Here is a 25,325-nt window from a genome sequence, read left to right as displayed (position 1 = left end):
GGCCAGTTCAGCGGCACTCAGGCCGCTGCTGCCACCCCGATCGGTCCGTTGGCATTGAGGTTCTGGCCATTGATTCCCTCACCGGCAAGACCGGCCGTGGCCGCCGAGTTGGCGGGAGCCACCGCGCCAGCCGTCGTGGGCGCCCCACTCCCCACATTGTGCGCACAGCCCGCCAGCACCAACGCTCCAGCCGCGGCAACCACCACCTTCAGAAAATCAGAACGCATATCTTTAACCCCCGGCGAAAAATTTGGAGGAATTGTAGCCCGTAGCCAGAGACAATAGCAATGCGGCGACGTGGCGCGGCGCTCTCAATAAGCCCCCTCCCGCCGCAGACCACTTTGACCATAAACGCTAAATGTCCTATCAAGAATGTGCACAAACGTGCGCACGGTAACGCTCCTGTGCCGTCACCGCATGGCCTCCCACGGGTTGATGACGTTGAGGCCGGCCGCCAGGAACGGCGCAACGTCGCGCGTGGCCACCGTGAAGCCGCGCGCGTTCGCAATGGCGGCGATGTGGCCGTCTGGTGTGGGGAAACCCTTGCTGGCGGCACGGGCGTTAACGGCCAGCTCGACGTAGTGCCGGGCTGCGTCGGTGTCGAAGGCCAGCACGCGATCCCCGAACAGCTCCAATAGGCCATCCAGCGTTTGGGTCAGCGCATCTTTGCGTCGGCCGGAAGGCAGGGCACCGATGCCGAACAGCAGTTCGGCAAGCGTGATGCTGGACAGGTAGAGGGTTTCGGCCGCCTGATCATCCAGCCATACCCGCACGGCGGAATTCGGTTCCGCTTTCATCGCCTCGGAAACGACGTTGGTATCCAAGACGATCATTCAAACCTCACGGGCTCGGCCGGGGTCTTGTCGCGCACCTGCTCGAAGGTTGCGATGTCGTCATCGGTCAGCCCGGCGCGGCGGCCCAGCTCGGCCAGGGCCGTGCCCAGGCGAAGCCGCTTTGGCGGGCGAACGGTCGATTCGAGGATGTCGCGGATTTCGGCCTCGGTGCTGCGGCCGTGCGTTGCTGCGCGTACACGCAGCGCGCGATGCACCTCGTCCGGCAGATTTCTGACGGTAACTGTCGCCATATTGGCCTCCCGCGCTTTATGCTATCAATGATAGCATCATAATAAGAATGCTATCACTTCGCAATCGTCCGTCAAACCAACATCTTTGTTTACAGCAACGGTCATGGTCAGCAAAGATGATCCTGGAAACGACTGGTACACCATGACCGGCCTGCAGAAGCCCACTGCAATGACTGCCAGTACTGGACAAGCGGCCAGCGAACATGTACATTAAAGCGTACATGCAAGGAGCTCCAGGATGGATGCGATTACCTACACAACGGTTCGCGCAAACTTGGCGAGCGCGATGGACAGAGTTTGCAACGACCACGAAGCGCTGATTATCACCCGCAACGGACAGCAGTCCGTGGTGATGCTCTCACTCGAAGACTACAAGGCGCTGGAAGAGACCGCCTATCTTCTGCGCACGCCCGCGAACGCGAAGCGCCTACTTGCAGCGGCCGCCCAACTGAACGCTGGCAAGGGCGTTGAGCGGAAACTGGCTAAGTGAAACTGGTTTTCGCAGACGAAGCATGGGAAGACTATCTGTATTGGCAGAAGCAGGACAGGAAGATGGTGGAGCGGATCAACAAGCTGATTCGCGAAATCCAGCGAGAACCATTTGGCGGCATGGGCAAGCCCGAGCCGCTGAAACACGCCCTCTCAGGATTTTGGTCACGCCGGATCACGGATGAGCACCGCATGGTGTACCGGGTTGAGGAGGACCAACTCCAAATAGCCCAATTGCGTTTCCACTACTGAGTGGCGCAGCCTCTTAAGGAATATTCTATTCTCAAGTCGTGAAGTTTTTGTTATTCGAAGTGCCCTACAATCAGTAAGCCCCCTCCCGCCGGAAAACCACCTTCACCGTCAGGAGCAGGATGACGATGTCGTACCAGAGCGTCCAGTTCTTGATATACCAGGCGTCGAGGTAGGCGCGTTCGTCAAAGGTGGTCTCGGAACGTCCGCTGACCTGCCACAACCCGGTGATGCCCGGATAAACCATATGATACAGGCAGATATTGTCGCCGTAACGGTCCAGCTCCCGCGCCAGTAAAGGGCGTGGGCCCACCAGACTCATGTCGCCACGCAACACGTTGAACAACTGGGGCAGCTCATCCAGGCTGCCACGCCGCAGAAACTTCCCGATCCGGGTCACCCGGGGATCGTTGCGCAGCTTGAAATTTCTTTCGTACTCGGCGGCCAGGTCGGGGTGATTCTGCAGGTATTGTTTCAGGCGGTCCTCCGCATCCAACACCATGCTGCGGAATTTCAGGCAAGCAAAGGTGCCGCCCCCTCTGCCCACACGCTCCTGGATAAAAAACACCGGCCCGCCGTCCTCCCTGCGGATGCGCCAGGCGATATAAAAAAGCAGCGGCGACAAGAGCACGACGAGCAACGAAGCGGCCAGCAGGTCAAAAAGGCGCTTGACGATGCGCGGACCGGGCCGGGCCAGGTTGTCCCGCACCCGCAGCATCAGCACCTCGTGGCCAAAAAAGTGCATGGCCTCCATGCCAAACAGCGGCAGACCGCGCAAGGGCGGCACCACCGTAAGGTTGGGGTAGCTGAGCCCCAGGGAGCGCACCAGTTTTTCCTGCGCGTCCCACTGTTCCATGTCCAGGGCCAGCACGACATGGGGTTTGCCCAGACGGACTAGGGTAGCCAACGGATCGTCTCCCAGCGCCTCCATGGGTGCCTGGGTGGGGAGTTCGCCGGAGGTCGGATCGCACCCCCCCGGCGTCAGGACCCGTTGCACGGCATAGCCCAGCATGGGCTCGCTGTCCAGGGCGCGGATGGCCTCGGCGGCGTTCCGCCCGCAGCCGATGACCACCACCGGCCGCACCCACGCACCCAGGCGCTGCAAGATATGGTGTGCCAGCCATCGGGTCAGGGGCAGCAGCGCCAGCGCCAGCACCCAGGTGGAAAAAAGCCATAGTCGTGACAGGGGCCATTTGCCCGAAAAGGCAATGGTGGCATTTAGCGCCAGCAAGAGCGTGAACACGCCCAGCACTTCGCCGGCCTCGTCCCAAAAAGCCTTGCGTCGGGCATAATGCCCCTTGACGGCGAAGGTGGTAATGCCCAAGGCCATCAGCAACAGGAACAGGAGCATATTGACTTGCGCAAGGCTCCCCCACCAGTAGAGCAGCACCCAACCGGGACTCAGGTGGTAATAGAAGGCATGGGAAAGGCGGCCAAGATAAAAGGCGGTTAAAAGCGCCAGCACATCGCCCAGCACCAGCGCATAAGGCACCCATTGCGGCCTACGAAAACGGACACGGCCCGTTGCCGCCGATTTCATGACATCACCGATCAGAACCGCTCATACGCTACCCCGTCGCCCCGCATCATGACGCCGCAATTAGACGTGGGAAAGCGCCTGCGCGTCAAGCCGCAGAGGGCCAAGCCGGTACAAGGCGGGATCTGTAGCTGCTATACTCAGCACCTGCATTGATTTGTCAGAGGACACCGCATGCCGTTAGAAGACAACACCGGAGCCGGACAGCCCCAGCGCGCAAATGCCGCGACCCCCATTTCCGAGGACGAGATCAGCCTGCAAGACTTGTGGGAGATCATCGCTAAACGCAAATGGCTGGTATTTCTCAGCATGGTGGTCTGTTTGGGGCTGGCGGCCGTCTATGTGAGTCTGGCGCGCACGATCTATGAGAGCAAGGCCGTGGTGCAGATCGGCAAGGTCGCCGGGCAGCCAGTGGACAACGGCCTGCAGTTGGCCAACCGACTGATGAACCAATACACCCCGGTCAATACCGTGCAGGCAAAAAAGCAGATGCCCAAGCTGTACGCCGTGACGCCGGACAAGGCCGACGGCTCCATTCTGACCCTGGAGGCCCAGGGGCGCTCGCCACAAGAGGCGCAGCAGTATCTGCAGGGGGTCATCCAGCGATTGCTGGCGGAGGATCAACAACGCTATCAGCAAATCGTGGGGACCCGCCAGGCGCAGTTGACACAGTTGCAGGCGCTGTATCAGGGCATGCGCACCTCCCTGGATACCAAAAGTGGCAAAGGGCAGGTCGATTCGACATCGGCTTTGCTGTTGCTGGAGCAGTCTCGGCGCAGCGACGCGCTTACCAACATACAGGCAGCCATCGCCAAGATGGAAAACGCACTGGCGCCCAATAACACCAGTCCCACAATACAGACCCTGTCCCCCCGTTATGACCCCATCCCCGTCGCGCCCAAACGCGGGCTGATTCTGGTGCTGGCGGGACTGGGCGGTCTGATGTTGGGCGTGTTTCTGGCGCTCCTGCAAAACGCCTTCCGCAAAGAGCCGGCATAACGGCCCCGCAACTGCCCAGGCCGTACGCCTTGACACCCCCATCCCTAACCCCTAACCTACCCGCAAGTTCACCGCCTGAACAAGACCATGCTCGACGACGCCACACGCTACCATTTACTCAAGCTCCTCACCGAGCACCCCGAAAGCACCCAGCGCGAGCTGGCTGCGGCCATGGGTATCAGTCTGGGCAAGACCAATTATTGTCTCAAGGCTCTTGTAGACAAGGGCTTGGTCAAGATGGGAAATTTTCGTAGCAACCCGAACAAGGGCGTCTACGCCTACCTGCTGACGCAGGAAGGGGTCCAGGAAAAGGCCCGGGTCACCGTCCGCTTCCTGCACCGGAAAATGGCCGAATACGACGCCCTCCAGGCGGAGATCGCCGCCCTGCGCCGGGAAGTGGACGGCCTCAGCGCATCCGGCCTCGATGCCGGGAGGGGGGCGGCATGACCACCGCCGAGCGCCTCGCGCGCTACGAAGACCTCTTCGGCCTGCCCGACAACGTCGTGGGCGAGATCATTGCCGGCGAACTGCACACCCATCCCCGGCCCGCACCAGCTCATGCACGGGCCAGTTCGGTGCTCGGTAACAAAGTGGGGACACCTTTCGATCAGGGGGAAGGCGGTGGCCCCGGCGGTTGGTGGATACTCGACGAACCCGAACTGCACCTGAGCGAGGACATCCTCGTCCCGGACCTCGCCGGCTGGCGCCGGGAGCGGATGCCCGCACTGCCCAAAACCGCGTGGTTCGAGATGGCCCCCGACTGGGTCTGCGAAGTGCTCTCCCCGGCTACCGCCCGCACTGACCGTGTCCTCAAACTGCCCCGCTACGCCGCCGCCGATGTCGCCCACTGCTGGCTCATCGATCCCGACGCTCGCACCCTGGAAGCCTATGCCAACCAGGATGGCCGCTGGCTGCTCCTCGGTACCTGGGGCGGTACGGACCAGGCCGCCATCGACCCCTTCGCCGCCATCACCCTGGATCTCTCCGGGCTGTGGGTGGATTGAACCCCATGCGCCTCAGCTCCGAGCAAATCGCCCAGATCCGCCAGAGTGCGGCGGAAAGCTTTGGCCCGGAAGCCCGCGTCTGGCTCTTCGGTTCGCGGGTGGATGACCGCAAGCGGGGCGGCGACATCGATCTGCTCGTTCAGACGCGCGCGCTGTCGGCCGACGCTGCATTGCGGCGCAAAATACGCATGCTCGGCCTACTCGAATCCCGCCTTGGCGAGCGAAAGATCGACCTTGTCATCGAACAGCCTGGCGATGCTCGCCCGATTGTGCGCGTCGCCCACGAAACCGGGCTTGCCCTATGAAACAGACGCCAGAACAAGAGGATATCGCCGCCATGTCTGTCGTGGATCGTCTCAATCGCTTGGAACATCTGGGCTGGCTACCCTCTGCGGCGGAGTGGTCGGAACTTCGTCGTATCCGCAACGCATTTGCCCATGACTACCCGGAAACGCCAGCGGAACGCCACGCGCAGTGGCGTCTGGCCATGGCTGCCGCTGAACGGGTATTGACCCTTCTGGATGGATTTGCCGCCCATGTGCAAGTGCTACCGGGCTGAACCTATGCGCCCCAGCCTCGAACAAATCGCCCAAATCCGCCAGAGTGCGGCGGAGGTCTTCGGTCCGGAAAACAGAAGCCCATATGGACATGGGCCGGCAAAGTCCCTGACATGACAGCCCCTCACCCCCGTATCGCCCGCTCCACCCTTATCAATCTGGCGGGCGCTGCCGTACCTGCCGCCCTGCTGTTAATCACGGTACCGATCTATCTTCACCTCATTGGTGAAGCCCGCTACGGCGTCCTTGCCATAGTCTGGCTGCTGCTTGGCTACTTTGGGGTATTCGATCTTGGATTCGGGCGGGCGGTCGCGAACCGGATCGCCGCCCTCCACGACGCTACGGCCGAAAAGCGCCAGGGCATTTTTTGGACCGGACTAGCGATCAGTGCCGTTACCGGCCTTATTGGTGGAGCTATTCTCTATCTGCTTGGGGATTGGCTGTTTGCTCATGTTTTCCACATTTCCGGTTCTCTGCGAATTGAAGCGGAAAACGCCATGCCGTGGTTGGCGCTCGCGTTGCCCCTAGCCATTATTATCTCGCTGCTCGCAGGCGCCCTGGAAGGGCGACAAGCCTTTCTCGCACTTAATGGAGCACAAATTTTTGGTACGGTGCTCTATCAGCTTTTCCCGTTAGTCGTAGCCTATGCGGGATGGATTACGCTACCTTATTTGATAGCAGCCGCCATCATTGGGCGGCTTTTAAGCGCTTTTTTGCTTTTTGCAATGGTATATCGCCTTGTACCTTTGTCTTCACGTCCATTTTTGGCAATCGATCAAGTGAAGTCCTTGCTTCGGTATGGCGGATGGATCACGGTCACTGGTTTGATTAGTCCATTACTAACGGTATTTGATAGATTTTTTATCGGTGCACAGATAGGCATGGTGGCAGTCGCTACTTATACCGTGCCTTACAATTTGGTTATGCGTCTCTCCATTTTGCCGAATAGCCTGCAGAACGCTTTGTTTCCAAAATTTGCGATGGTAGCAGTTGCTGAAGCAGAACAATTGGCGGCACGATCGGTAACATTATTGGGTGCTCTCATGACCCCCGTAGTGACCATCGGTATATTGTGCATTAAGCCCTTCATGGTTTTATGGGTGGGTGCTGAACTGGCAGAGAAAGCTTCATCTGTGGGGCAAATACTTCTCCTTGGGCTATGGATCAATACGCTGGCTTATATACCATATGCCTACCTACAGGCCAGGGGTCGGCCAGATCTGCCTGCAAAGTTTCATGTCTTAGAGCTTTTGCCTTATGTTGGTATTCTGTGGTTGCTTGTCAGTCAGGTTGGCGTAACGGGTGCTGCGTGGGCATGGAACCTCCGGGTACTAGTGGATACATTACTTCTTTTTTTTGCGGCCCGTAGAATGTCAATTTTGAGCAAATCGTTGATCGGGGTTTTACCCTTAACTGGCGCTTTCATGCTGGCCTCAGAAGTACATTACGAGTCTACTATGTACATGGTACTTGCAATCTTATTGATTAGTTCAGCTCTAGGATTTTCATACATCTGCATGCCCCCTGAGCTGCGTATAACAATTTTACAGCGTAAGTTTCTACAGCGCATAAAATCGATACATTTGCATGAGCCACGAGAAAAACATGAATCTTAGCTGTAGGAGTCATATTTGTGAACCAAGAAAATAAAATTGCCCTAGGACCAGTAACTGTTGTCACCTTAACCTATGGTGATAGAAAACTTTTGTTGCGGCAGGTGCTTGAAGCTTTACGTGATTTAAATAATGTAGAAAGAGTACTTGTCGTCGATAATGGCGCTACATGGGATGTTAAAAGCGATTTAGTTGCCATCTATCAGGATTGGGTAGAAGTAGTAGACATGGGCAAAAATACCGGCTCAGCCAAGGGATTTGTTGCGGGTATGCGCAGGGCGATAGAAGTGGGCGCGGAATTAATATTATGAGTAGTGTCTATATTGTTTTGCTCAATTGGCACGGTTGGCAGGACACTATCAACTGCCTAGATTCCCTTACCACTCTCAGCTATCCCAACTACAGAGTCCTTGTAGTGGACAACGGCTCTACTGATGACTCTGCTGTGCGCATCCGCGCTGCGCACCCCGAGGTTCCCATCATAGAAACGGGTCGCAATCTTGGTTTCTCCGGTGGTTGCAATGTGGGTATCCGCCGTGCCCTGGAAGACGGCGCCGATTATGTCTGGCTCCTGAACAACGACACGACGGTCGATCCGCAAGCCCTGAGTGCCATGGTTGCTGTGGCTGAGGCTGATCCACGGGTTGGCGCTGTCGGGTCAGTGCTCTACTATTTGGATAGCCCCCAGGACATTCAGGCTTGGGGAGGTGGTCGGGTGTCCTTTTGGTCAGGGAGGGCCCATCAATATCTTGCTGCTGCTTCTAATGCTAAACTCGACTACCTTACTGCAGCAAGTATGTTGATACGACGAAGTGCTCTTGAAAAAGTCGGTTTGTTAGACGAAAAATTTTTCTTTATGTACTGGGAGGACACTGATTATTCCTTTCGACTACGTAGAGCGGGTTGGAGAATTGTAGTTGCTGAAGAATCCACTGTGTTCCATAAGGAACATGCTTCAACTGGCAAAGGTAGCGCGTTGTTAGATCAATATTTCAATGAATCAGCAGTTTGCTTTTTTAGGCGGCATGCGACATATCCAATTTGGCCTATTTTCGTGAGTTCGCTAGGTCGCCTAACCAAGAGGATTCTGCTGGGAAATCGCCATAGATTCGTCGCCACTCTGAGGGGCATCTATATAGGGCTGCGGAAAACTAGTGTGTAATGTTGCAAATATGAGAGACCCGGAAGAGTGTTTACAGAATATGCATAGATTTTATATGTCAGAGTTACCAATCTCCAAATTCTATTACTACTATAGTCAATTTTGCTTTGATATGACACTAAGCAATTTGGTCAAACTATTCTCTATCACGAGCACAAATTTACTCTTTTGGTTTTTATGTTATTTGGATAATGACGGCAGAGTATTTCATGTCTATGCTTAATGCTGATGAATATCAGGTTGCACTTTTCGAAAGATTATTATTAAGTGCTTTCATCCTTCTGCTTCCATTCCAAGATACAGCACTGCAAGGGACATTCCTCAGATTTCTTGGAGCAAGTCCGGCTTTTATCCCTATATTATTATTGTTGTTGTTTCGTCTTGTCCGAATTAAGGCTTCTACAACCGTAAATCGCTTCACATTCTTTCTGGTTTTTATAACAGCACTATCAACCTTATTGGTATCCTATTATTCTGTATTCGTTTACATCAATAAATACCATTTATCATTCTTGGCTTATAAAATATTTAGTAATAGCATACTTTATTTTTTGGCCTTCTATGCAATATTTGCTATGCGATATAAAAAAATAAACGTAGGAAATTTCGTGATAGCCTCATTTTTCCTCGCTGTTGGCGGGCCCATTGTCACTACTTTTTTTCACTTTCGGATTTTCGAATATCCCTCGATTTTCCATTTCACGCCAAATTTTAACCTACGGCTTAGAGGGTTTAGCATGGAAGCTAGCGATTTTGGCGCGACTATTGGGGGTCTTTCCCTAATATCTGCGCATTACGCTAGAAAACTTTTTAGGCCTTTCATATTGATAGTTGGTTCTGCTGCCATATTCTTATGTTTTTCTAAGGGCTCTATAGCCGCGTGGATTATTTCAATGTTTCTTATTCTTGTATATACCTATTTTCATGATAAAATAACCTATAAAAAATTTATTATTTATGCATTTCTATTTTGTGTGGCTTCGATTGCTTTTTTTGTTGGATACAATTATGTGTTAGGAATGTTGTCACAATCTCTACCGACAACAACAATACCAACTCGCGTTACCATGGCAGTCACCGCCTTATACATTTCTCTGATTTCGCCACTTGGTGTTGGTTTTTCTGGTGTTGTTCCTGCAGTCAGTCAGAACGTGCCGCATGTTGTGCATTTTTTGCAGAACATAGGTCTTAATAATCTAAATTATACTGAGGTATTAGGTTATGTTAATGATCCCACCGGTCACGACATTAGTGCAAAGAATTTTTTCTTTACGGGTATAATGATATGGGGTATCCCATTTATGATATTGTATATCTGGTTTAATGCCACCATATTTATTCGGCTCTGGAAATATAATAATAGTCCTTATCTATTTGGAGCTTTTATATTTTCATTCGTTGCTATATCCTCGTATGTAGGACTCTTGAACCTTTATTGTTTATCTGTGTGCTATGGGATTTTATATGAAACATGCTTCTGGCAGGGTGCTAATCGTATCGCCTGACTTCCCTTTTCCTCCAAATCACGGGGGGCGAGCGGATATTCTATCGAGAATAGTGACATTAAAAGAAAATGGTTTTGATGTTGATTTAATAGCAACGGTTAAGCACTATCCGAGCGATTCGGATATGTCAAGCATGCGGCTATTGGTGAATAATATTGTCATTGTGCCAAGATGCTTAGATATTACTTCAGGATTATCTACTTTGCCATTTCAGTTAAGATCGCGACGTGGCCTACTTTCTGTGTCTATACCACGAATGGCGTATGATACGGTCCTTCTAGAAACTGAATACGTCGCCCCTATTCTCGACAATCCCGGCCTGGAAGCTGAAACTGTTATCCTCCGTGTACAAAACAACGAAACGCGTTATTTTAAGGAGCTCGGTAACTCGTCTAACCGCATTACTAAAAAATTATTCTACTATTCAGAATCCGCGAAATTTAGTATATGGCATTCATATATACAAAAACGAGTTGATGCCTTATTTTATATTTCATCGTTGGAGTTTGAACAATCTGTCTTCAAGGATAAATCATTCTGGGTGCCGCCAAGTATTGATATTCAAAATATGAAGGTGCATAAAGGGATACCACAAACTGTTCTGTTTGTGGGGTCTCTTTTTATGCCGAACAACCTGGAGGGACTGTCCTGGTATGTTAATTTTGTCCATGATCATCTTCTTGATATTCCAGATTATAAATTAATAATTGCTGGAAACAGTCGAGGTCTTACGCTAAAACAGGAATTTAATAGAGAGCGCGTCGTTTTCTACGACAGTCCGGATGACCTTGCTCTCAATAACATTTACGATAGTGCCAGTGTATTTATTGCCCCTATGTTTCATGGTGCCGGAGTAAAAATGAAGGTAATAAATGCAATTGTTAATGGTTTACCGGTGGTGGCAACGAACACTAGCAACGAAGGTAACGGACTGCTATCTGAAAAGCATTTATTAATTTCTGACCAACCTATTGAATTTGCATATCACATACGATCTCTTCTAAACTCTCCTGCAAAGCGGGAAGGTCTGGTTAAGGATGCTCAAGCATTTTTTGCCGAGCACTACGATTCCACTAATTTTATTAAGTACATTACAGATTGCCATGTTGCTTCCGAAAACTGAAGTTTCAACGGCCGAACAGGATTTAAGAGGAAGCTAGGAGCATGCGCATTGCTATCGTTCATGATTGGTTGGTAGTCTACGCCGGCGCGGAGCGGGTGCTGGAGCAGATGCTCGCCTGTTATCCCGAGGCCGAACTATTCAGCCTGGTGGATTTCTTGCCCGCCGGTCAGCGTGCATTCATCCGCAACAAACCGGTGAGCACGTCTTTCATCCAGCGTCTGCCCAAAGCGCGCAAGAAATACCGGGCTTATCTGCCCCTCATGCCGCTAGCCGTGGAGCAGTTCGATCTCTCTGCGTATGACCTTGTGATCAGCAGCAGTCATGCGGTGGCCAAGGGGGTGCTGACCGGGCCGGACCAACTGCATCTGTGCATGTGCTACTCCCCCATACGCTATGCCTGGGACCTGCAGCACCAGTATCTGCGGGAGGCGGGACTGGAGCGGGGCATCAAGGGATGGATGGCGAAGTTGATCCTGCACTACATCCGCCTTTGGGATGTGCGCACGGCCAACGGGGTGGACGCTTTCATCGCTATTTCCCATTACATCGCCCGGCGCATCCGCAAGGCGTACGGGCGGGATTCCACCATTATCTATCCGCCGGTAGATGTGGCGGATTTCCCTCTGCGCACGGACAAGGAGGATTTCTACGTCACCGCTTCGCGCATGGTCCCCTACAAAAAACTGGACCTGATCGTCGAGGCGTTCAATGCCATGCCGGACAAGCGCTTGGTGGTGATTGGGGACGGGCCGGATTTCGCCAAGATCAAGGCCAAGGCGGGGCCGAACGTGCAATTGCTGGGTTTTGCAGGTCCTGATGTACTACGTGACCACCTGCAGCGGGCGCGCGCCTTCGTCTTCGCTGCGGAGGAGGATTTTGGCATCGCCCCCCTGGAGGCTCAGGCCTGCGGCACACCCGTCATCGCCTTTGGCAAGGGCGGGGCGCTGGAGACCATCATTCCTCTGCCGGAGGTGGAGTGTGCCGCGCCGTCCGCCGCACCCACCGGCGTATTCTTTTACGAACCATCCGTCGCCGCCATCATCGCCGCCGTGGAGCGCTTCGAGGGTGCGGGTGCGGCCATCACCCCGCAAGCCTGCCGCGAAAACGCCCTGCGCTTTGCCCCGGAGCGCTTCCGCGCGGAGTTCACGGCCTTCGTGGAGCGGGAGTGGGCGGCGTTCCGGGGCGGTAAACAGGGCTGATGTTCGACTGGAGGGATTGTAAGGTTTGCTCGCGCCCTTGCGATGGTGTGTCTTGACCCGCCACCGCCTGCACCCGATAATACGCAGCCCTGTCGGGTATCTTGCCAGGGTCTTTGGGGGATGTAGCTCAGTCGGTAGAGCAGCGGCCTTTTAAGCCGTGGGTCGCGGGTTCGAATCCCGCCGTCCCCACCAAATAAAACAATAGATTATACGAATTCTGGTCTGGTCAATTTTCGCATTTTCGGCAACCGGTATCCAAGCGGTATCTATTGCGCGAACCCTACAACCTCCTAACACGGCCCGCTTCTGCGGAGACGCTCCCGAAAGTTGCTATTGTCAAGGTCGTCAATAGGGTGCACAAACACCTATGTACGCAAACACTGATTGGAGAGCGCCATGAATACCGTTCGCTGGAACATCGCCGTGTCGCCGGAGGTGGATCAGTCCGTGCGCATGTTCATCGCTGCACAGGGCGGCGGCCGCAAGGGCGATTTGTCTCGCTTCATCGAGGAAGCCGTGCGCGCCTATCTCCTGGAGCGCGCCGTCGATCAGGCCAAGACCACCGCCGCCGGCATGAGCGAAGCCGATCTGACCGACCTTATCGACGAAGCGGTGCAATGGGCGCGTGAGCATTGATGCGCGTCATCCTGGACACCAACGTGCTGCTCGGCGCGCTGATCTCGCCGCACGGCCCGCCCGACGCGATCTACCGCGCTTGGCGCGCGGCGCGCTTCGAGCTGGTGACATCGACGGCCCAGCTTGACGAACTGCGGCGCGTGAGCCGATACCCGAAGCTCAAGACCATCCTGCCCGCGCACCGCATCGGCACGATGGTCAACAACATGCAGCGCGCCATCGTGCTGAATACCCTGCCGCCTCTGCCGGAAGGCGTGGACGCGAACGATCCAAACGATGCATTCCTGCTGGCGATGGCGATGGCCATGGCGGGCGAAGCGGACTACCTCGTAACCGGCGACCGCCGCGCCGGGTTGCTGCAACGTGGCGGCATCGGCCGCACGCGCATCGTCACTCCGGCCACATTCTGCGCCGAAGCGCTTTGACGCCCCATGCCGGCCAGCTTCCTGTCCCCACCACGCAACGCGAACGCTATAGCCGCTATCCAGACACGCTGATGAATATTCAGAGACGAAACTCGAAATCTCAAAACCCGTCATACATAGTATGAAATCGAGAATGAATTTAGAGGCTGTCCGCAGCTATACGGTGAGGTTCGTTCCGTTATGCAATGACGCAATCAGCGGGCAGGAAACATTCCCCTGCCGCGAGTGACAGGCGCACACCAGATCAGACAGGACGGCCTCCATGCGCGCCAGGTCGGCCATCTTTTCGCGCACGTCCTGGAGCTTGTGCTCGGCCAGACTGCTGGCTTGCTCGCAATGGGTGCCATCTTCCAGCCGCAGCAACTCGGCAATTTCATCCAGGCTGAAGCCCAGCCGCTGGGCCGACTTCACGAATTTCACCCGCACCACGTCCGCCTCGCCGTAGCGGCGAATGCTGCCGTATGGCTTGTCCGGCTCCGGTAGCAAGCCCTTGCGCTGATAGAACCGGATCGTCTCCACGTTGACCCCGGCCGCCTTGGCGAAAACGCCGATGGTCAGGTTCTCCAAATTATTTTCCATACCGCTTTACTCCGTACATAAGTACGGGAGTAAGGTTACGCTATCCAATCCAAATTCGAAAGGAGAAGCGTATGTCTGAACCACAAACCGGGCGCGGCGCGCTCTTCGCCGGCGGGCTGGCCGCCATCCTCGCCTCGACCTGCTGCCTCGGGCCGCTGGTCCTGGTCGCCTTGGGAATCAGCGGCGCCTGGATTGGCAACTTGACGGCGTTGGAACCGTATCGCCCGTTCTTCATCGCCGCGGCACTCATCGCGCTGTTCTTCGCCTGGCGGCGCATCTACCGCTCGGCACAAGCCTGCAAACCGGGTGAAGTCTGCGCGATTCCACAGGTTCGCTCCGTTTATAAGCTCGTTTTCTGGATCGTAGCCGCCTTGATCCTGGTTGCCATTGCTTTTCCCTACGTCCTGCCGCTGTTCTATTGAAAGGAGATTGTCATGAAAAAATTCGCGATCCTTCTTGCCCTGTCCGCTGCCCTGAGCGCGCCCGCTTGGGCCGCAACCGAGACCGTCATGCTGTCGATTCCTGGCATGACCTGTGGCGCCTGCCCGATTACCGTGCGCACTGCACTCCAGCGAGTGCCTGGCGTGGAAAAGGTTGGCATCGACGAAGCAAAAAAACAGGTCATCGTCACCTACAACGACAGCAAGACCAACATGCAGGCCCTGACCCGGGCAACCAAGGATGCTGGCTACCCTTCCAGCATCAAGCAGGGAGAGCGGGATCATGGCTGACACGATCATTCTTCAAATCGAGGGCATGACCTGCGACTCGTGCGCCATGCACGCACGGCAGGCTCTGGAGAGGGTGCCCGGCGTCCGCTCGGCCTCGGTGTCCTATCCCCAGCGGCAAGCGGAGATCGAGGTGGACACCGGCGTGGGCCTGGACCCGCTGGTTGCCGCAGTGGCCGCGCTGGGCTACCGTGCCCGGCTCCCTGATACGCTGAATACGCCCTCTGGTCTGTTGGACAAGGCGCTGGGCGGACAGGACGGCGAAACGAGGCGTAGCGGCGATGGAGAGGCGCTGCATATAGCCGTGATCGGCAGCGGTGGCGCGGCGATGGCGGCGGCACTTAAAGCCGTTGAGCAGGGCGCACGCGTGACGCTGATCGAGCGCGGCACCATCGGTGGTACCTGCGTGAACATCGGTTGCGTGCCGTCCAAGATCATGATCCGCGCCGCCCATATCGCCCACCTGCGCCGGGAAAGCCCATTCGATGGCGGCATCTCAGCGGCGGTGCCGGCGATTGATCGGGGCAAGCTGCTGGCCCAGCAGCAGGCCCGCGTCGATGAACTGCGCCACGCCAAATACGAGGGCATCCTGGACGGCAATCCGGCCATCACCGTGCTGCATGGTGAGGCTCGTTTCAAGAGCGGCCATAGCCTCAACGTCCAATGGAACGATGGCGGCGAGCGCGAAGTGGCCTTCGACCGCTGCCTGGTTGCCACGGGCGCCAGCCCGGCGATTCCGCCGATTCCCGGCTTGAAGGACACAGCCTACTGGACTTCCACCGAGGCGCTGGTCAGCGACACGATTCCTGAGCGGCTGGCCGTGATCGGTTCGTCGGTGGTCGCGCTGGAACTGGCGCAAGCCTTCGCCCGGCTCGGTAGCCAGGTGACGATCCTGGCACGCGGCACCTTGTTCCTCCGGGAAGACCCGGCCATCGGTGAGGCCATCACGGCGGCATTTCGCGCCGAAGAGATCGAGGTGCTGGAGCGCACGCAAGCCAGCCAGATCGCTTATGCGGATGGCGAATTTGTGCTTGCCACCGGGCACGGCGAGATACACGCCGATAAGCTGCTGGTCGCCACTGGTCGCGCACCGAACACACACGGCCTGAATCTGGAAGCGGCGGGCGTGGCCGTCAATGCGCAAGGGGCCATCGTCATCGACCAAGGTATGCGCACGAACAGCCCGAACATTTACGCCGCTGGCGACTGCACCGACCAGCCGCAATTCGTCTACGTGGCGGCAGCGGCTGGCACCCGTGCGGCCATCAACATGATGGGCGGTAGTGCGGCCCTGGACTTGACGGCGATGCCAGCCGTGGTGTTCACCGATCCGCAAGTGGCGACTGTGGGTTACAGCGACGCGGAAGCGCAGCACGACGGCATCGAAACCGACAGCCGCACGCTGACGCTCGACAACGTGCCGCGGGCGCTCGCCAATTTCGACACCCGTGGCTTCATCAAGCTGATCGCCGAGAAGGGTTCTGGCCGGTTGCTGGGTGCGCAGGTCGTGGCCCCGGAGGGCGGCGAAGTCATCCAGGCGGCGGCCCTGGCGATCCGCAACAGCATGACCGTCCAGGAACTGGCTGACCAGTTGTTCCCGTACCTGACGATGGTTGAGGGGTTGAAGCTCGCGGCGCAGACCTTCAACAAGGACGTGAAGCAGCTTTCCTGTTGCGCAGGGTGAGGGAAAGGAGGTTTACCCCATTACTTCATACTAGAGACGGAAATACCAGACAGGAGGATGTTGGCGGTCTTGTGCACCCAGCAGCGCTGCTGGCAGGATATGAGCATGCTATATTTAAAAAAGGGTCTTTTGCATCTGGTTCCGCGATCATGTTCTACTGCGTTCTGCGTCCTATCTCGCGCTCCTGGCTTATGGCTCTTCTGGTCGCTTCGGCAGGTCTCGTTCTGTCCGACTGGATGAGTTCGCCGATAGCGCAGGCTGATCCTATCTACCGATGGGTATCTCCGAGCGGCGTCATCAGTTACGGAGACCAGCCTCCTCCCGATGCCCGAAAACTTCAGGAGTTACCTCCCGCCCTTCCTCCGGTCCCTGCGCCCTCGCAAAAGCGGCAACCTGCACCGTCACCCAAGCCTTCCACGGAAGGGAATAAAGCGCTGACTGCTATGGAGAGGCTAAACTTACTCACCGCCATCAATAATTATCAACGAAGTCTGCAGCCACAACCGGAATCCCGGCGGCATGTATACATTCCAGCCTATATAGGCCCAGGACCTTACCACTTTGAACGCCCTCGTCGTCGCCACCGACCTCCACCCTTCCACCTGCGTCCTATCCGCCCCCCTGCCAATCTGCCACCGACAGTGCTTCTGCCACCCGCGGCACCCGCATCGGCTTATTCTTCACCGGTGCTCTTGCCATAATGCAGAGCAAATGATGGACTATGCGGCTCTCATTTCAAGGTAAAATGCAGGCACTAAAGACGGCTCGACGCGAAATGGCCTTGCAACATTGCATAGAGGATGATTTTTTCTGACGCGACGGTCACAGCTACAAAAAATCGTGCCCATATCGCTGGGTGAATGGACGGTATGCAGCGGTTGCAGCCGTCCAGCGGACTGATCATCATGTTCTCAAAACTCGTCACCATGGCTGTAAACCGTAGCAGTCTTTTGAGAATGGTTTTCGAGAATTGCAACCATTTTCTGGCGGATCGGAATTTTGAATTGTACGGCGATTTGCCGTATTATTGTCTCAGGAGGACAATAACCATGCCAGTCACCGTCTCTACCGCCCGTCTCGAAGCCAGAATCAGTACGGATCTGCATGCGATGCTCAAGCGTGCCGCCGAACTTCAGGGGCGCACCATGACCGATTTCGTGGTATCTGCCGTCCAGGACGCCGCGCAACGCGCCATCGAACAAGCCGAAGTGATCCGTCTGTCGCTGGCCGATCAGGAGTGTTTCGCGCAAGCGTTGCTGTCGCCACCGAAACCAACCCCCGCTTTGGAACGCGCCTTTGCCCGTCGCAGCAAGCTCTTGCGCACGGAATGATCCGCGCACCATTCCAGCTTGTGCCGCTTGATTCAGCACAGGACCGCGCTGCCTTCCGCAGCGATTCGGAGCCGCTGAATCGCTACCTGCGAGAGCAAGTCACCCAGGACATTCGCCGCCGCGTGGCCGCCTGTTTCGTAGCTTTGGCAGACGGGCAGCGCGTCGCTGGCTACTACACTTTGGCATCAGCAAGCCTGCTGCTAACCGATCTACCTGCCAGCACCGGCAAGAAGCTGCCGCGCTATCCGACCGTGCCCGTTGTTCGCATGGGCCGCCTGGCTGTCGATCAGGCATTCAAGGGGCAAGGTCTTGGCGGTGCGCTTCTGGCGGATGCGCTCGACCGTGCTTCCCGTTCGGAGATTGCCGCCTTCGCCCTGATGGTGGATGCCAAGGACGAGGCGGCAGCGGCGTTCTATCGGCATCACGGCTTCATTGTCTTGCCAGACTCGCCGCTTTCCCTGTTCTTGCCGCTGGCGACCGTCCAGCGTTCTTGAAAATAAATACCCGGCGGAGCCGGGCTGAATGTCTAAACTTCAGTTTTAGTCCATAGAGTTACGAAGCGTTATAACACTCCATAGGTGGCGAATGTTTGGTGCTGAGGCATGGTCAATGGCTGACGCTGATTGACAGTAGTGTGGAAGCCTCGTCCTTCCTGCTCTTAAGAGCGGCAGCCGTAGGCAGAGGGCAGGGAGGACGTCCACGAAGGTGCCACTTTACTCGTGTGCATCCTCGTAATCATGATCACTTGCGACCGCAGCACGGAGTATCACGCCAATCCAACCGTACTCAAAGGTGAGCCCAAGTCCAATGGTGCCATAGATGAAAAAATCTAGGTTATCGATGCCATAAATCACTATGTTGAGCACGGCAAGGGCAAGTATGCCAACGATCATCGCTATGACAGGTTCTAAGTGTTTGCGATTTTTCTGCGCAAGCACCCTGGCCACAGCCGCGCCGGTTTTGGCAACTGGTGGTTTCAAGCCTGAAGAGCAATAGGAGCTGTTGCCCGCGCGACCTTTTGTATCAAATTGTCCCATGGTGCTGATTTGGTAAGCGGCGAATGCCTACTATGATGCCTTCTTTGCGACCGTAGAACAACGCGACAGGCCGAGCTCCGCGGTCCTCTGTGTCCCGCCCTCTACAAGATGCCGTTCTCCAAAAGCTGGTTGCAAAAGCAACATAAATTGTTATAATTATTTCATAGCATAGGAGGCGCACCATGACTCAAGCAGCGGTCACGACAGACAAAGAAAGCAAAGTTCATGACCGGTCCGTCCTGGCAAAAATGCTGATGAAGGTTTTCGACCTCTGGATGGTGGTGAATGAAGATCAGCTTGCCTTGCTGGGTTTGGCTGCAGACAATCGTGCCGCCCTCAGTCGGTACCGCAAAGGCGAACCCCTGGGCGCAAACAGGGATCTGCTGGAGCGTGCTGGCCATTTGCTCGCCATACATAAAAATCTGCGATTGCTTTTTCCGCATGATAGGGACCTGGCTTATCAATGGATGACTACGCGTAACCGCGCATTCGATTATCGAACCCCCGTGGAAGTGGTCCGCGAGTGGGGATTCACCGGATTGCTGATGGTGCGGGCCTATCTGGACCATGCCCGGGGCGAATGATTTGGTGGAGTCCTTCTTTGACGGTCTGACGCTGGCTGACACGCACCAGACGCTGATTCGCAACATCATCAGTTTGCGGGTGTCGGAGGATCTGTTTAACGATCTTTCGGACAACCCGGAAGACTGGCTCGTGGCGCAGCGGTACGAAACAGCCGCCAAGCCGCACCACTATGTTTCCCAGACGCCTGCCATTGACCGGCCATTCGAGGAATCTGGATGGTTCGCAGCCATCTGGTTCCCATTTAAAAACTGGACGGCAAGCCGATACAGTGATGGTTCCTTTGGCGTTTGGTATGGCGCGGACACCGTGGAAACGTCCGTTTATGAGACCGTGCATCACTAGAAGGCACGGCTGTTACGCGATGCCGGATTTGAGCAGATGGTAATTTCTGGTGGCCGGGAAAGCATTACCGTGGATCGTTTGTTATATGGGGTCCGTTGTGACGCCGCGTTGGTGGACCTGCGCCCACGTGTCGCCGATTACCCGGCGCTGGTTGATCCGGAGAGCTATCATTTTACGCAGCCTATGGGCGCTCGACTGAAGGCGGAGGGGCACCCCGGGCTGATTACTCTCTCTGCACGATGTGTCGGGGACGTGTATGCCGTGCTTAACCCAGATGTGTTATCCAACCCCAAAATCCAGTCTTACCTGACTTACCGTCTTACCAGACATGGGGTGCAGGTGAGTAATGGGTCCCGCGCTCCGCAAGGGGCGAACGAAGCGTGGATGTGTGTCACCTGATTCCACGGTCCGGCGAATGTCGCCCAGCCGGTACGCTCCTGCGCCGATCGCGTGCGCCACACCCGACGCCCTGACGCTAACCCATCAGTTTCCCTTTGTTGGCATCGAGAAACGCGGCGGTGACTTTCGATTCGCCCGCTTCCCTGGCGGCCTTCTCGATTTTGGCCTTGGCCATGTTGCGCACGAAAGAAGGCATCTTCTCCATGCGTTGCAGTGCGTCTTCGTCCCAGGGCAGCGTCTGTTCGCTCATTCGTCGACTCCTTCATCAGGTAGGTACAGGTAGGGGATTGCGCTTGCGCGCACAGGTATTAAGGATATTATCAAGCAGTCTGCACAGCAAGACACGACGCGCCTGTGACCTCAGGAAAACCAACGCAGGAATGCCGCGGCGGTGAGTGCCGTGACGCCCAGGCCAAAATCGACACCCAGAACCCGGCGCTGCCCTGCGCCCGACCATCCACTTTCAAAGCCCAGGTAAGTCATTCCGAGGATGATACCTGCAACGGCACACGCCATCTTGAGGAACAGTGCCGTCAGGGCGATCCCGTGAATGTCGGGCAAACGGCCATCATAGACATAGCTGGTAATCCCGAAAAGGGCGCCGGTTACCCCCTGGTTAACCCATCCCAAGGTGATTACCCACACCAGCGTTCTCTGCATGCCGGGAGAACGGCGCGCCAGCAGCAGCGCCGCAGCGCCGCCGCCGACGATGGCCACCGCCCCCAGATTGTGCAGCGCCTGAATGCAGGCATAGAGCAGAAGTTGGGTGCTGAAGAAGAAGCCCGACATGGCTACTTGACCGTAACCAAAATGCACCGGTTGACCCCGATGAGGACGTGCGCCACCGTGGCCTCCTTGATGCAGATGTCATGGGTACCGGGCGCCAATGCGCCCAGGGAAAAGGTCCCCTTCAGTTCATGGCTTAATCCGGCCATGTGGTTGTCGACATAGAAGTGGATGTGATTGCCGTTAGGGGCCAGGGTGACATCGTAGGACAGGACCACGGGGACACCGGCAGCGATCTCGGCGCCATTGGCGGGGGCGAGGATCTGGATATGTTTCAGGCCGGAAGGCGTGGTGCCCTTGGCTTGGGGCATTTTTCCAACGGCGTTGCCGTTCATGGCGAGCTGCAAGGGGGGACTGGCCGCAGCTCCGAGCGAAACCATCATCGGGCATAGCGACACAACGGCGACCAACAAGATACGGCGGATATCGGGGATCATAAGGCACCTCCAGTGTATGGCCGGACACTACTCCTGCTTGGAGTATAGTAGATGGGAAAGAGAATGCTTCCGCCGCGGTCCGCAATGGACACCGAACGTGCTGCACTGCGCCTGGCCCATGCGATTTTTCATCGGGAGTTGCGCAAACCCACCAGAAGAGCTACATGAATCAGACCCCATAGCCACCTGGGCGTTGCCAGCGCGCACGTTGAGGGGATCGCAAAACAGGCCGCGCACGTCAGTCCACCGGAGCCGGCGCTCTTCCTATTAATATTCCAGATGGGTTAAGTTGGTATTATATAGAGTGTGGGGCACATCATGGGAACGGCTGGTGCTGTAATACCCAGACGGATAAGGAGCGCGTTATGCCGCAAAGCAGCGGATTGTTGGTCATTGATCTTCAGTTTGGATTTTCCCCCAAGCCGGACCTGGTGGACCGTATCAGGGATGTGACGCAGGATTATTCGGTTGTGGTGGCCACCCGTTTCTGCAATCCGCCCGACAGCCTGTTCCGGACCCGCATGAACGACGGCAACGATGGCGGTGCGGTGATCGACGTGGGGCATGCGGTGGTGATCGATAAGCCGGGTTATGGATTGAATCACGCGGCGATAACCGTCTTGCGTGAGTTTACGGGAATCACCGAATGGGGGCTGGTCGGTAGCCGGACGGGCGCCTGCATCATGGCCTGTGGGTTTTCCCTATGGGACGCGGGGATACCGTTTCACGTCATTCGCGATCTGTGTGCTTCTGAAAAGGGATCCATGTGCGAAGCGGTCAGCACGGTCCTGCAACAAAAATTTGGCGTGTGACCACCGCTATTTCTTGCCTATATACACATCCACCAGTTCGCCGGGAAACAGGTTCATGTGTGCCGGAATCTTGAACTTGAAGAGAATCGGCAGCACCCGTACGTCCACTTTTTCGGTTCTTTGATCGGACAGTTCGATCTTCGGCGTCACGTAGGGCTGTATCCGCACAAACTGCAGCGGCACGCTGACGTTGCTGAGTCCGCGAATGAACATTTTCGCGGTAATGTCTGCGGGGGCTGGAAGCCGTGGCACCAGTATTTCATCCAGATAGGCGCGGACCTGCAGATAGCCGGTCTTTCTGCCCATCACCACGACCGGATTCATCCCCTGCGTATAGGTGCCGTAGACCCCCTGGGGAGACGCGTAGCTGCCGACGGCGGCGCCGATGCGCAGGACATCGCCAGTGACCGGCGCCCGCACGACATATTCCCGCAGCAGGGCGTTGCTGGACGCATAGGTTTTTTGTGCCGCGTCATATATGGCTTGTTGATTCCGGATATCGTAACGCCAGGCGCCGGCCCTGGTCAGCGCATACTGCGCCTGTGCCACCTTAAGATTGTTTCGGGCAATCAGGACCGAGTTTTGCACGTTCTCCAGGGCTAGTTTGCTCACCGCCTGGGGATCGATGGCCCTTTCCCTTTGGGTGATTTCCAGTTGTGCCTGCTGGTATTTCAGGCTGGCTCGGGCATATTCGACCTGTTTTTCGGCAATGGTCAGGGTCTCTTTGCGGGGTTCCGCTTTCAGTTCCTGTAACAGGGCCAGGGCGGCCTGGGCCTGGGCCTTGTTCTGGGCCACCAGTTCCTTTTGCACGGAGTCATCGATGGCGAAGAGCGGCGTTCCCTTCGCCACCGTCTGCCCCTCCTGGACAAAGATGCCGGTCACCCTACCGGATACCTGGGGGTAGATGTTGATGTTTTCGCCATCGGCCGCGTAACTCTCGATGATGCCGTTGGCGAATATTCCGTTGACGTAGGGGTTGTAGTTGGTGGCCAGCGGGGGTTGCGGCGGCGTTTGCCGGCTGTATATGTAGGCGCTGACCAGGCCGATGAGGATGCCGACGATGGCGAGCCCGAATAGTATCTTATTTCTCATGGTCCGCTCCTGCCCCGGGGACGATCCGGCCATCTTCCATGCGGATGATCCGCGTCGCGTATTCATAGATTCTGCTGTCGTGAGTCACGATGATGATCGCACGCTGCGTATTCAAAATATGCTCCTTGACGAAGGCGACGATTTTCCTGCCGGTGTCCCCATCCAGGGAAGCGGTAGGCTCATCGAAAATCAGCAGGTCCGGTTGGGCAACGATGGCGCGGGCGATGGCGACCCGTTGCTGCTCGCCCCCGCTTAGTTTGTAGGGCGGCAGGCTTTCTTTTTCCGCCAGACCGACGATCTGCAACGTTTTGCGCGCCGCCGCCAGACTCTTGTCCCAGGGCTCGCGCCGGAGAATCAGCGGAATGGCCACATTTTCCAGGGTGGTCAGGCGAGGAAAGAGATGGTAATCCTGAAAAACAAAACCGATGGTCTGCAGGCGAAAGCCGGCCAGTGCGTCACTGCCCAGCTTCCAGATATCCGTATCCTTCACCACCACATCGCCGTCATCGGGGCGCAGGATGCCGGAGATGATGCTCAACAGCGTGGTTTTGCCGGAGCCGGAGGGGCCGACGATATAGAGCATCTCGCCGAAGTCCACCGCGAAGCTGACATCGCGCAGCGCGTAGGCCTGGTTCGGCGCTTCGCCAAAGGATTTGGTGATATCCCGCGCGGTCAGGATCATGCTAACCCCGGAAGACGTCAAAGGGGTCGATGCGGATGACCTTGCGAATGCCGATATAGCTCGAAAAGGCGGAAATGATCAGGACCATGATCAGGGCCAGAAACAGGTTTTCGTAAGTGACCATGGCGGCGTAGTTGGCGATCTTCAGCTTGGCAATGGCAATCATGGTGGAAGACAGCAGCACGCCAAAGCCGAAACCCAGAAAACCGACGACCAGCGACTGAAAGACGATCATTTGGATCAGTTCGCCGCTTTTGGCGCCGATGGCCTTGAGCGCACCGAAGTGCTCCAGATTGTCCAGAACGAACATGTAAAAGGTCTCTCCGGCGATGGATAGTCCGACGAGAAAACTGATCAGGGTCATGATCAGGATGTTGGTGCCCATCCCGGTCTGAAATTCATAGAACCGGTCGTTGCGAGCGATGAATTGCTGATCGGTCAAGGCCAGATAGCCCAGTTGCTTTACCTGCTGCTCGATGGCGGCGATATCCCGAGTGCTCTTCGGCTGCACCAGGAGGTAGGAAATCAGGTAGCGGGTGGAGGGCAGGTCCTGGGTGGCGCGGTTGTAGGTGGTATACAGGGTCGGCAAACCGAACAGGCCGGACACCGGGGTGTGGGCCAGGGCCACGACAACCGCGCGATGATCATTGATCTCAAAGCTGGTGCCTATTTTTGGGCTGCCCAGTTTGGCGTAGTTGGCGTCCTTGACCATGATGAAGGCGTTGTTCTTGTAAATATCCAGAATATTGCCGGAGATGATCGTCGGTCGGCCGAACAGGCTGGCGTCGTCCAGACCGATGATGGTGGCGGACTGATAGGTGCCGTCGTTGAGTTTGACGAGGCCAGCGCCTACATAAAAGGGCACCGCAAACTTGACGCCGGGTATGCTGCGCACCGCGTCCAGCACGTAGTTGGGCATGGGGATACTGTTTTGCGGGGTTTGGACGGCGGGGTCCATCACCCACATCCTGGCGCCGACATTCACGATGTTGGACGCGGATTGATAGAGGATGCCGGAGAACATGGAGGTCATCTGCATCATCAGAAAGACGGAGAAGGTGATGCCGATGACCAGGGTGGCGAATTTGCCTTTGTCGTTGAGCAGCAGTTTCAGGGCGATACGGAGCAGGCCGTTCATGGCTGAATGCCTTTTGGTGCGTTGCCCCTGTGCGTGACGCTGATCGCACCCATATTTCTCCAACCTCCGCCCGATTCCAGACAACCCCGAACCTGCCGGCCCGCCAGGTAG

Annotated in this window: 35 protein-coding genes, 1 tRNA gene and 1 pseudogene; 25 read left to right on the top strand and 12 right to left on the bottom strand. The window is 56.3% G+C overall.

The window, feature by feature from the left end; all coding sequences use genetic code 11:
* Positions 1-17: 17 nt before the first annotated feature.
* The 3 genes from AFERRID_RS15555 to AFERRID_RS06745 form a co-directional block, all read right to left on the bottom strand.
* The gene (locus AFERRID_RS15555) at positions 18-227 is read right to left on the bottom strand and encodes a hypothetical protein (protein ID WP_232027873.1); all 210 of its coding nucleotides are present in this window, start codon (positions 225-227) and stop codon (positions 18-20) included.
* A 183-nt stretch (positions 228-410) separates the two neighbouring features.
* Positions 411-833 (bottom strand): type II toxin-antitoxin system VapC family toxin, encoded by a 423-nt coding sequence (locus tag AFERRID_RS06750; protein ID WP_126604657.1) that lies wholly within the window; start codon positions 831-833, stop codon positions 411-413.
* Positions 830-1,084: a FitA-like ribbon-helix-helix domain-containing protein gene (locus AFERRID_RS06745; RefSeq protein WP_113526150.1), complete on the bottom strand. Its 255-nt coding sequence runs from the start codon at positions 1,082-1,084 to the stop codon at positions 830-832. Before AFERRID_RS06745 ends, AFERRID_RS06750 begins: the two co-directional genes overlap by 4 nt.
* A gap of 238 nt (positions 1,085-1,322) precedes the next feature.
* Here AFERRID_RS06745 and AFERRID_RS06740 point away from each other — a divergent pair, with 238 nt between their 5' ends.
* On the top strand, positions 1,323-1,574 hold the full coding sequence (locus AFERRID_RS06740; protein ID WP_126604656.1) for a type II toxin-antitoxin system Phd/YefM family antitoxin: 252 nt from the start codon (positions 1,323-1,325) through the stop codon (positions 1,572-1,574).
* On the top strand, positions 1,571-1,825 hold the full coding sequence (locus AFERRID_RS06735) for a Txe/YoeB family addiction module toxin (protein ID WP_126604655.1): 255 nt from the start codon (positions 1,571-1,573) through the stop codon (positions 1,823-1,825). The genes AFERRID_RS06740 and AFERRID_RS06735 overlap by 4 nt, the downstream gene beginning before the upstream one ends.
* A gap of 70 nt (positions 1,826-1,895) precedes the next feature.
* Here AFERRID_RS06735 and AFERRID_RS06730 read toward each other — a convergent pair whose 3' ends face one another.
* Positions 1,896-3,362: a sugar transferase gene (locus AFERRID_RS06730; protein WP_126604654.1), complete on the bottom strand. Its 1,467-nt coding sequence runs from the start codon at positions 3,360-3,362 to the stop codon at positions 1,896-1,898.
* Between the two features lie 171 nt (positions 3,363-3,533).
* Here AFERRID_RS06730 and AFERRID_RS06725 point away from each other — a divergent pair, with 171 nt between their 5' ends.
* The 14 genes from AFERRID_RS06725 to AFERRID_RS06660 all read left to right on the top strand — a co-directional run bounded on the left by AFERRID_RS06725 (position 3,534) and on the right by AFERRID_RS06660 (position 13,582).
* On the top strand, positions 3,534-4,358 hold the full coding sequence (locus AFERRID_RS06725) for a Wzz/FepE/Etk N-terminal domain-containing protein (RefSeq protein WP_126604653.1): 825 nt from the start codon (positions 3,534-3,536) through the stop codon (positions 4,356-4,358).
* Between the two features lie 87 nt (positions 4,359-4,445).
* A complete protein-coding gene (locus tag AFERRID_RS06720) occupies positions 4,446-4,805 on the top strand; it encodes a MarR family EPS-associated transcriptional regulator (protein WP_126604652.1) in 360 nt (119 codons plus the stop codon).
* Complete coding sequence (locus tag AFERRID_RS06715; RefSeq protein WP_126604651.1) at positions 4,802-5,362, top strand: Uma2 family endonuclease; 561 nt, start codon at positions 4,802-4,804, stop codon at positions 5,360-5,362. Before AFERRID_RS06720 ends, AFERRID_RS06715 begins: the two co-directional genes overlap by 4 nt.
* Positions 5,350-5,667, top strand: coding sequence for a nucleotidyltransferase family protein (locus AFERRID_RS06710; protein WP_232027871.1), 318 nt, complete (start codon positions 5,350-5,352; stop codon positions 5,665-5,667). The genes AFERRID_RS06715 and AFERRID_RS06710 overlap by 13 nt, the downstream gene beginning before the upstream one ends.
* On the top strand, positions 5,664-5,921 hold the full coding sequence (locus AFERRID_RS06705) for a hypothetical protein (RefSeq protein WP_126604650.1): 258 nt from the start codon (positions 5,664-5,666) through the stop codon (positions 5,919-5,921). The genes AFERRID_RS06710 and AFERRID_RS06705 overlap by 4 nt, the downstream gene beginning before the upstream one ends.
* 111 nt (positions 5,922-6,032) lie before the next feature.
* Entirely contained in the window at positions 6,033-7,535 is a 1,503-nt protein-coding gene (locus AFERRID_RS06700) for a flippase (protein WP_126604649.1), read from the top strand.
* Positions 7,536-7,552: 17 nt separating this feature from the next.
* A complete protein-coding gene (locus tag AFERRID_RS06695; RefSeq protein ID WP_126604648.1) occupies positions 7,553-7,843 on the top strand; it encodes a glycosyltransferase family protein in 291 nt (96 codons plus the stop codon).
* Positions 7,840-8,694, top strand: a complete 855-nt coding sequence (locus tag AFERRID_RS06690) for a glycosyltransferase family 2 protein (protein ID WP_126604647.1) — start codon at positions 7,840-7,842, stop codon at positions 8,692-8,694. The genes AFERRID_RS06695 and AFERRID_RS06690 overlap by 4 nt, the downstream gene beginning before the upstream one ends.
* Positions 8,695-8,903: 209 nt before the next feature.
* Entirely contained in the window at positions 8,904-10,199 is a 1,296-nt protein-coding gene (locus AFERRID_RS06685) for a hypothetical protein (protein WP_126604646.1), read from the top strand.
* Positions 10,159-11,322: a glycosyltransferase family 4 protein gene (locus AFERRID_RS06680; RefSeq protein ID WP_172959346.1), complete on the top strand. Its 1,164-nt coding sequence runs from the start codon at positions 10,159-10,161 to the stop codon at positions 11,320-11,322. Before AFERRID_RS06685 ends, AFERRID_RS06680 begins: the two co-directional genes overlap by 41 nt.
* 41 nt (positions 11,323-11,363) lie before the next feature.
* Entirely contained in the window at positions 11,364-12,521 is a 1,158-nt protein-coding gene (locus tag AFERRID_RS06675; RefSeq protein WP_126604644.1) for a glycosyltransferase family 4 protein, read from the top strand.
* 116 nt (positions 12,522-12,637) lie between these two features.
* Positions 12,638-12,713: transfer RNA gene (locus tag AFERRID_RS06670), tRNA-Lys, on the top strand.
* 204 nt (positions 12,714-12,917) lie between these two features.
* Positions 12,918-13,157: a ribbon-helix-helix domain-containing protein gene (locus tag AFERRID_RS06665; protein ID WP_113526161.1), complete on the top strand. Its 240-nt coding sequence runs from the start codon at positions 12,918-12,920 to the stop codon at positions 13,155-13,157.
* Positions 13,157-13,582: a putative toxin-antitoxin system toxin component, PIN family gene (locus AFERRID_RS06660; RefSeq protein WP_126604643.1), complete on the top strand. Its 426-nt coding sequence runs from the start codon at positions 13,157-13,159 to the stop codon at positions 13,580-13,582. Before AFERRID_RS06665 ends, AFERRID_RS06660 begins: the two co-directional genes overlap by 1 nt.
* Positions 13,583-13,738: 156 nt before the next feature.
* On the opposite strand, the gene merR is transcribed toward AFERRID_RS06660, so the two are convergent.
* A complete protein-coding gene (gene merR, locus AFERRID_RS06655; protein ID WP_126604642.1) occupies positions 13,739-14,161 on the bottom strand; it encodes an Hg(II)-responsive transcriptional regulator in 423 nt (140 codons plus the stop codon).
* 71 nt (positions 14,162-14,232) lie between these two features.
* Here merR and merT point away from each other — a divergent pair, with 71 nt between their 5' ends.
* From merT to AFERRID_RS06625, 6 genes are all read left to right on the top strand, one after another.
* Entirely contained in the window at positions 14,233-14,583 is a 351-nt protein-coding gene (gene merT, locus AFERRID_RS06650) for a mercuric ion transporter MerT (RefSeq protein ID WP_126604641.1), read from the top strand.
* 12 nt (positions 14,584-14,595) lie between these two features.
* On the top strand, positions 14,596-14,892 hold the full coding sequence (gene merP, locus AFERRID_RS06645) for a mercury resistance system periplasmic binding protein MerP (protein WP_126604640.1): 297 nt from the start codon (positions 14,596-14,598) through the stop codon (positions 14,890-14,892).
* Positions 14,885-16,573: a mercury(II) reductase gene (merA, locus tag AFERRID_RS06640; protein ID WP_126604639.1), complete on the top strand. Its 1,689-nt coding sequence runs from the start codon at positions 14,885-14,887 to the stop codon at positions 16,571-16,573. Before merP ends, merA begins: the two co-directional genes overlap by 8 nt.
* A 149-nt stretch (positions 16,574-16,722) precedes the next feature.
* Entirely contained in the window at positions 16,723-17,274 is a 552-nt protein-coding gene (locus AFERRID_RS16195) for a DUF4124 domain-containing protein (protein WP_126604638.1), read from the top strand.
* Between the two features lie 348 nt (positions 17,275-17,622).
* Positions 17,623-17,904: a type II toxin-antitoxin system TacA family antitoxin gene (locus AFERRID_RS06630; RefSeq protein ID WP_126604637.1), complete on the top strand. Its 282-nt coding sequence runs from the start codon at positions 17,623-17,625 to the stop codon at positions 17,902-17,904.
* Entirely contained in the window at positions 17,901-18,398 is a 498-nt protein-coding gene (locus AFERRID_RS06625; RefSeq protein WP_126604636.1) for a GNAT family N-acetyltransferase, read from the top strand. Before AFERRID_RS06630 ends, AFERRID_RS06625 begins: the two co-directional genes overlap by 4 nt.
* 219 nt (positions 18,399-18,617) lie before the next feature.
* Here AFERRID_RS06625 and AFERRID_RS06620 read toward each other — a convergent pair whose 3' ends face one another.
* Positions 18,618-18,941: a hypothetical protein gene (locus AFERRID_RS06620; protein WP_126604635.1), complete on the bottom strand. Its 324-nt coding sequence runs from the start codon at positions 18,939-18,941 to the stop codon at positions 18,618-18,620.
* Positions 18,942-19,123: 182 nt separating this feature from the next.
* Here AFERRID_RS06620 and AFERRID_RS06615 point away from each other — a divergent pair, with 182 nt between their 5' ends.
* Both AFERRID_RS06615 and AFERRID_RS06610 read left to right on the top strand, forming a co-directional pair.
* Positions 19,124-19,525: an MbcA/ParS/Xre antitoxin family protein gene (locus AFERRID_RS06615; RefSeq protein WP_113526169.1), complete on the top strand. Its 402-nt coding sequence runs from the start codon at positions 19,124-19,126 to the stop codon at positions 19,523-19,525.
* A pseudogene (locus AFERRID_RS06610) lies at positions 19,509-20,267 on the top strand (RES family NAD+ phosphorylase). Before AFERRID_RS06615 ends, AFERRID_RS06610 begins: the two are co-directional and overlap by 17 nt.
* Before the next feature lie 76 nt (positions 20,268-20,343).
* Here AFERRID_RS06610 and AFERRID_RS06605 read toward each other — a convergent pair.
* The 3 genes from AFERRID_RS06605 to AFERRID_RS06595 all read right to left on the bottom strand — a co-directional run bounded on the left by AFERRID_RS06605 (position 20,344) and on the right by AFERRID_RS06595 (position 21,490).
* Entirely contained in the window at positions 20,344-20,517 is a 174-nt protein-coding gene (locus AFERRID_RS06605; protein WP_113526170.1) for a PCP reductase family protein, read from the bottom strand.
* Positions 20,518-20,627: 110 nt separating this feature from the next.
* Positions 20,628-21,056 (bottom strand): hypothetical protein, encoded by a 429-nt coding sequence (locus AFERRID_RS06600; RefSeq protein WP_126604634.1) that lies wholly within the window; start codon positions 21,054-21,056, stop codon positions 20,628-20,630.
* Positions 21,057-21,058: 2 nt separating this feature from the next.
* Positions 21,059-21,490 carry a hypothetical protein gene (locus AFERRID_RS06595; RefSeq protein ID WP_126604633.1) on the bottom strand — a complete coding sequence of 144 codons (432 nt, stop codon included), beginning with the start codon at positions 21,488-21,490 and terminating at the stop codon, positions 21,059-21,061.
* 365 nt (positions 21,491-21,855) lie between these two features.
* Here AFERRID_RS06595 and AFERRID_RS06590 point away from each other — a divergent pair, with 365 nt between their 5' ends.
* The gene (locus AFERRID_RS06590; protein ID WP_126604632.1) at positions 21,856-22,302 is read left to right on the top strand and encodes a cysteine hydrolase family protein; all 447 of its coding nucleotides are present in this window, start codon (positions 21,856-21,858) and stop codon (positions 22,300-22,302) included.
* Positions 22,303-22,308: 6 nt separating this feature from the next.
* Here AFERRID_RS06590 and AFERRID_RS06585 read toward each other — a convergent pair whose 3' ends face one another.
* The 3 genes from AFERRID_RS06585 to AFERRID_RS06575 are packed head-to-tail and all read right to left on the bottom strand — an operon-like array spanning position 22,309 to position 25,214.
* Entirely contained in the window at positions 22,309-23,394 is a 1,086-nt protein-coding gene (locus AFERRID_RS06585; RefSeq protein WP_126604631.1) for an HlyD family secretion protein, read from the bottom strand.
* Positions 23,384-24,076 carry an ABC transporter ATP-binding protein gene (locus AFERRID_RS06580; RefSeq protein ID WP_126604630.1) on the bottom strand — a complete coding sequence of 231 codons (693 nt, stop codon included), beginning with the start codon at positions 24,074-24,076 and terminating at the stop codon, positions 23,384-23,386. Before AFERRID_RS06580 ends, AFERRID_RS06585 begins: the two co-directional genes overlap by 11 nt.
* 1 nt (position 24,077) lies before the next feature.
* A complete protein-coding gene (locus AFERRID_RS06575) occupies positions 24,078-25,214 on the bottom strand; it encodes an ABC transporter permease (RefSeq protein WP_113526177.1) in 1,137 nt (378 codons plus the stop codon).
* Between the last annotated feature and the right edge of the window lie 111 nt (positions 25,215-25,325).

It is taken from the genome of Acidithiobacillus ferridurans (assembly GCF_003966655.1).
GTDB classification, from domain to species: domain Bacteria; phylum Pseudomonadota; class Gammaproteobacteria; order Acidithiobacillales; family Acidithiobacillaceae; genus Acidithiobacillus; species Acidithiobacillus ferridurans.
The sequence above is the reverse complement of the archived record's forward strand: the minus strand, read 5'-3'. Positions and strand labels throughout refer to the sequence as shown.

Excerpts from the sequence above, each read along its gene's own strand:
- AFERRID_RS15555 (WP_232027873.1), bottom strand. The coding sequence starts at position 227 with ATGCGTTCTGATTTTCTGAAGGTGGTGGTTGCCGCGGCTGGAGCGTTG.
- AFERRID_RS06750 (WP_126604657.1), bottom strand. The coding sequence starts at position 833 with ATGATCGTCTTGGATACCAACGTCGTTTCCGAGGCGATGAAAGCGGAA.
- AFERRID_RS06745 (WP_113526150.1), bottom strand. The coding sequence starts at position 1,084 with ATGGCGACAGTTACCGTCAGAAATCTGCCGGACGAGGTGCATCGCGCG.
- AFERRID_RS06740 (WP_126604656.1), top strand. The coding sequence starts at position 1,323 with ATGGATGCGATTACCTACACAACGGTTCGCGCAAACTTGGCGAGCGCG.
- AFERRID_RS06730 (WP_126604654.1), bottom strand. The coding sequence starts at position 3,362 with ATGAAATCGGCGGCAACGGGCCGTGTCCGTTTTCGTAGGCCGCAATGG.
- AFERRID_RS06725 (WP_126604653.1), top strand. The coding sequence starts at position 3,534 with ATGCCGTTAGAAGACAACACCGGAGCCGGACAGCCCCAGCGCGCAAAT.
- AFERRID_RS06720 (WP_126604652.1), top strand. The coding sequence starts at position 4,446 with ATGCTCGACGACGCCACACGCTACCATTTACTCAAGCTCCTCACCGAG.
- AFERRID_RS06715 (WP_126604651.1), top strand. The coding sequence starts at position 4,802 with ATGACCACCGCCGAGCGCCTCGCGCGCTACGAAGACCTCTTCGGCCTG.
- AFERRID_RS06705 (WP_126604650.1), top strand. The coding sequence starts at position 5,664 with ATGAAACAGACGCCAGAACAAGAGGATATCGCCGCCATGTCTGTCGTG.
- AFERRID_RS06700 (WP_126604649.1), top strand. The coding sequence starts at position 6,033 with ATGACAGCCCCTCACCCCCGTATCGCCCGCTCCACCCTTATCAATCTG.
- AFERRID_RS06690 (WP_126604647.1), top strand. The coding sequence starts at position 7,840 with ATGAGTAGTGTCTATATTGTTTTGCTCAATTGGCACGGTTGGCAGGAC.
- AFERRID_RS06685 (WP_126604646.1), top strand. The coding sequence starts at position 8,904 with ATGTCTATGCTTAATGCTGATGAATATCAGGTTGCACTTTTCGAAAGA.
- AFERRID_RS06680 (WP_172959346.1), top strand. The coding sequence starts at position 10,159 with ATGAAACATGCTTCTGGCAGGGTGCTAATCGTATCGCCTGACTTCCCT.
- AFERRID_RS06675 (WP_126604644.1), top strand. The coding sequence starts at position 11,364 with ATGCGCATTGCTATCGTTCATGATTGGTTGGTAGTCTACGCCGGCGCG.
- AFERRID_RS06665 (WP_113526161.1), top strand. The coding sequence starts at position 12,918 with ATGAATACCGTTCGCTGGAACATCGCCGTGTCGCCGGAGGTGGATCAG.
- AFERRID_RS06660 (WP_126604643.1), top strand. The coding sequence starts at position 13,157 with ATGCGCGTCATCCTGGACACCAACGTGCTGCTCGGCGCGCTGATCTCG.
- merR (WP_126604642.1), bottom strand. The coding sequence starts at position 14,161 with ATGGAAAATAATTTGGAGAACCTGACCATCGGCGTTTTCGCCAAGGCG.
- merT (WP_126604641.1), top strand. The coding sequence starts at position 14,233 with ATGTCTGAACCACAAACCGGGCGCGGCGCGCTCTTCGCCGGCGGGCTG.
- merP (WP_126604640.1), top strand. The coding sequence starts at position 14,596 with ATGAAAAAATTCGCGATCCTTCTTGCCCTGTCCGCTGCCCTGAGCGCG.
- merA (WP_126604639.1), top strand. The coding sequence starts at position 14,885 with ATGGCTGACACGATCATTCTTCAAATCGAGGGCATGACCTGCGACTCG.
- AFERRID_RS16195 (WP_126604638.1), top strand. The coding sequence starts at position 16,723 with ATGTTCTACTGCGTTCTGCGTCCTATCTCGCGCTCCTGGCTTATGGCT.
- AFERRID_RS06630 (WP_126604637.1), top strand. The coding sequence starts at position 17,623 with ATGCCAGTCACCGTCTCTACCGCCCGTCTCGAAGCCAGAATCAGTACG.
- AFERRID_RS06625 (WP_126604636.1), top strand. The coding sequence starts at position 17,901 with ATGATCCGCGCACCATTCCAGCTTGTGCCGCTTGATTCAGCACAGGAC.
- AFERRID_RS06620 (WP_126604635.1), bottom strand. The coding sequence starts at position 18,941 with ATGGGACAATTTGATACAAAAGGTCGCGCGGGCAACAGCTCCTATTGC.
- AFERRID_RS06615 (WP_113526169.1), top strand. The coding sequence starts at position 19,124 with ATGACTCAAGCAGCGGTCACGACAGACAAAGAAAGCAAAGTTCATGAC.
- AFERRID_RS06605 (WP_113526170.1), bottom strand. The coding sequence starts at position 20,517 with ATGAGCGAACAGACGCTGCCCTGGGACGAAGACGCACTGCAACGCATG.
- AFERRID_RS06600 (WP_126604634.1), bottom strand. The coding sequence starts at position 21,056 with ATGTCGGGCTTCTTCTTCAGCACCCAACTTCTGCTCTATGCCTGCATT.
- AFERRID_RS06595 (WP_126604633.1), bottom strand. The coding sequence starts at position 21,490 with ATGATCCCCGATATCCGCCGTATCTTGTTGGTCGCCGTTGTGTCGCTA.
- AFERRID_RS06590 (WP_126604632.1), top strand. The coding sequence starts at position 21,856 with ATGCCGCAAAGCAGCGGATTGTTGGTCATTGATCTTCAGTTTGGATTT.
- AFERRID_RS06585 (WP_126604631.1), bottom strand. The coding sequence starts at position 23,394 with ATGAGAAATAAGATACTATTCGGGCTCGCCATCGTCGGCATCCTCATC.
- AFERRID_RS06580 (WP_126604630.1), bottom strand. The coding sequence starts at position 24,076 with ATGATCCTGACCGCGCGGGATATCACCAAATCCTTTGGCGAAGCGCCG.
- AFERRID_RS06575 (WP_113526177.1), bottom strand. The coding sequence starts at position 25,214 with ATGAACGGCCTGCTCCGTATCGCCCTGAAACTGCTGCTCAACGACAAA.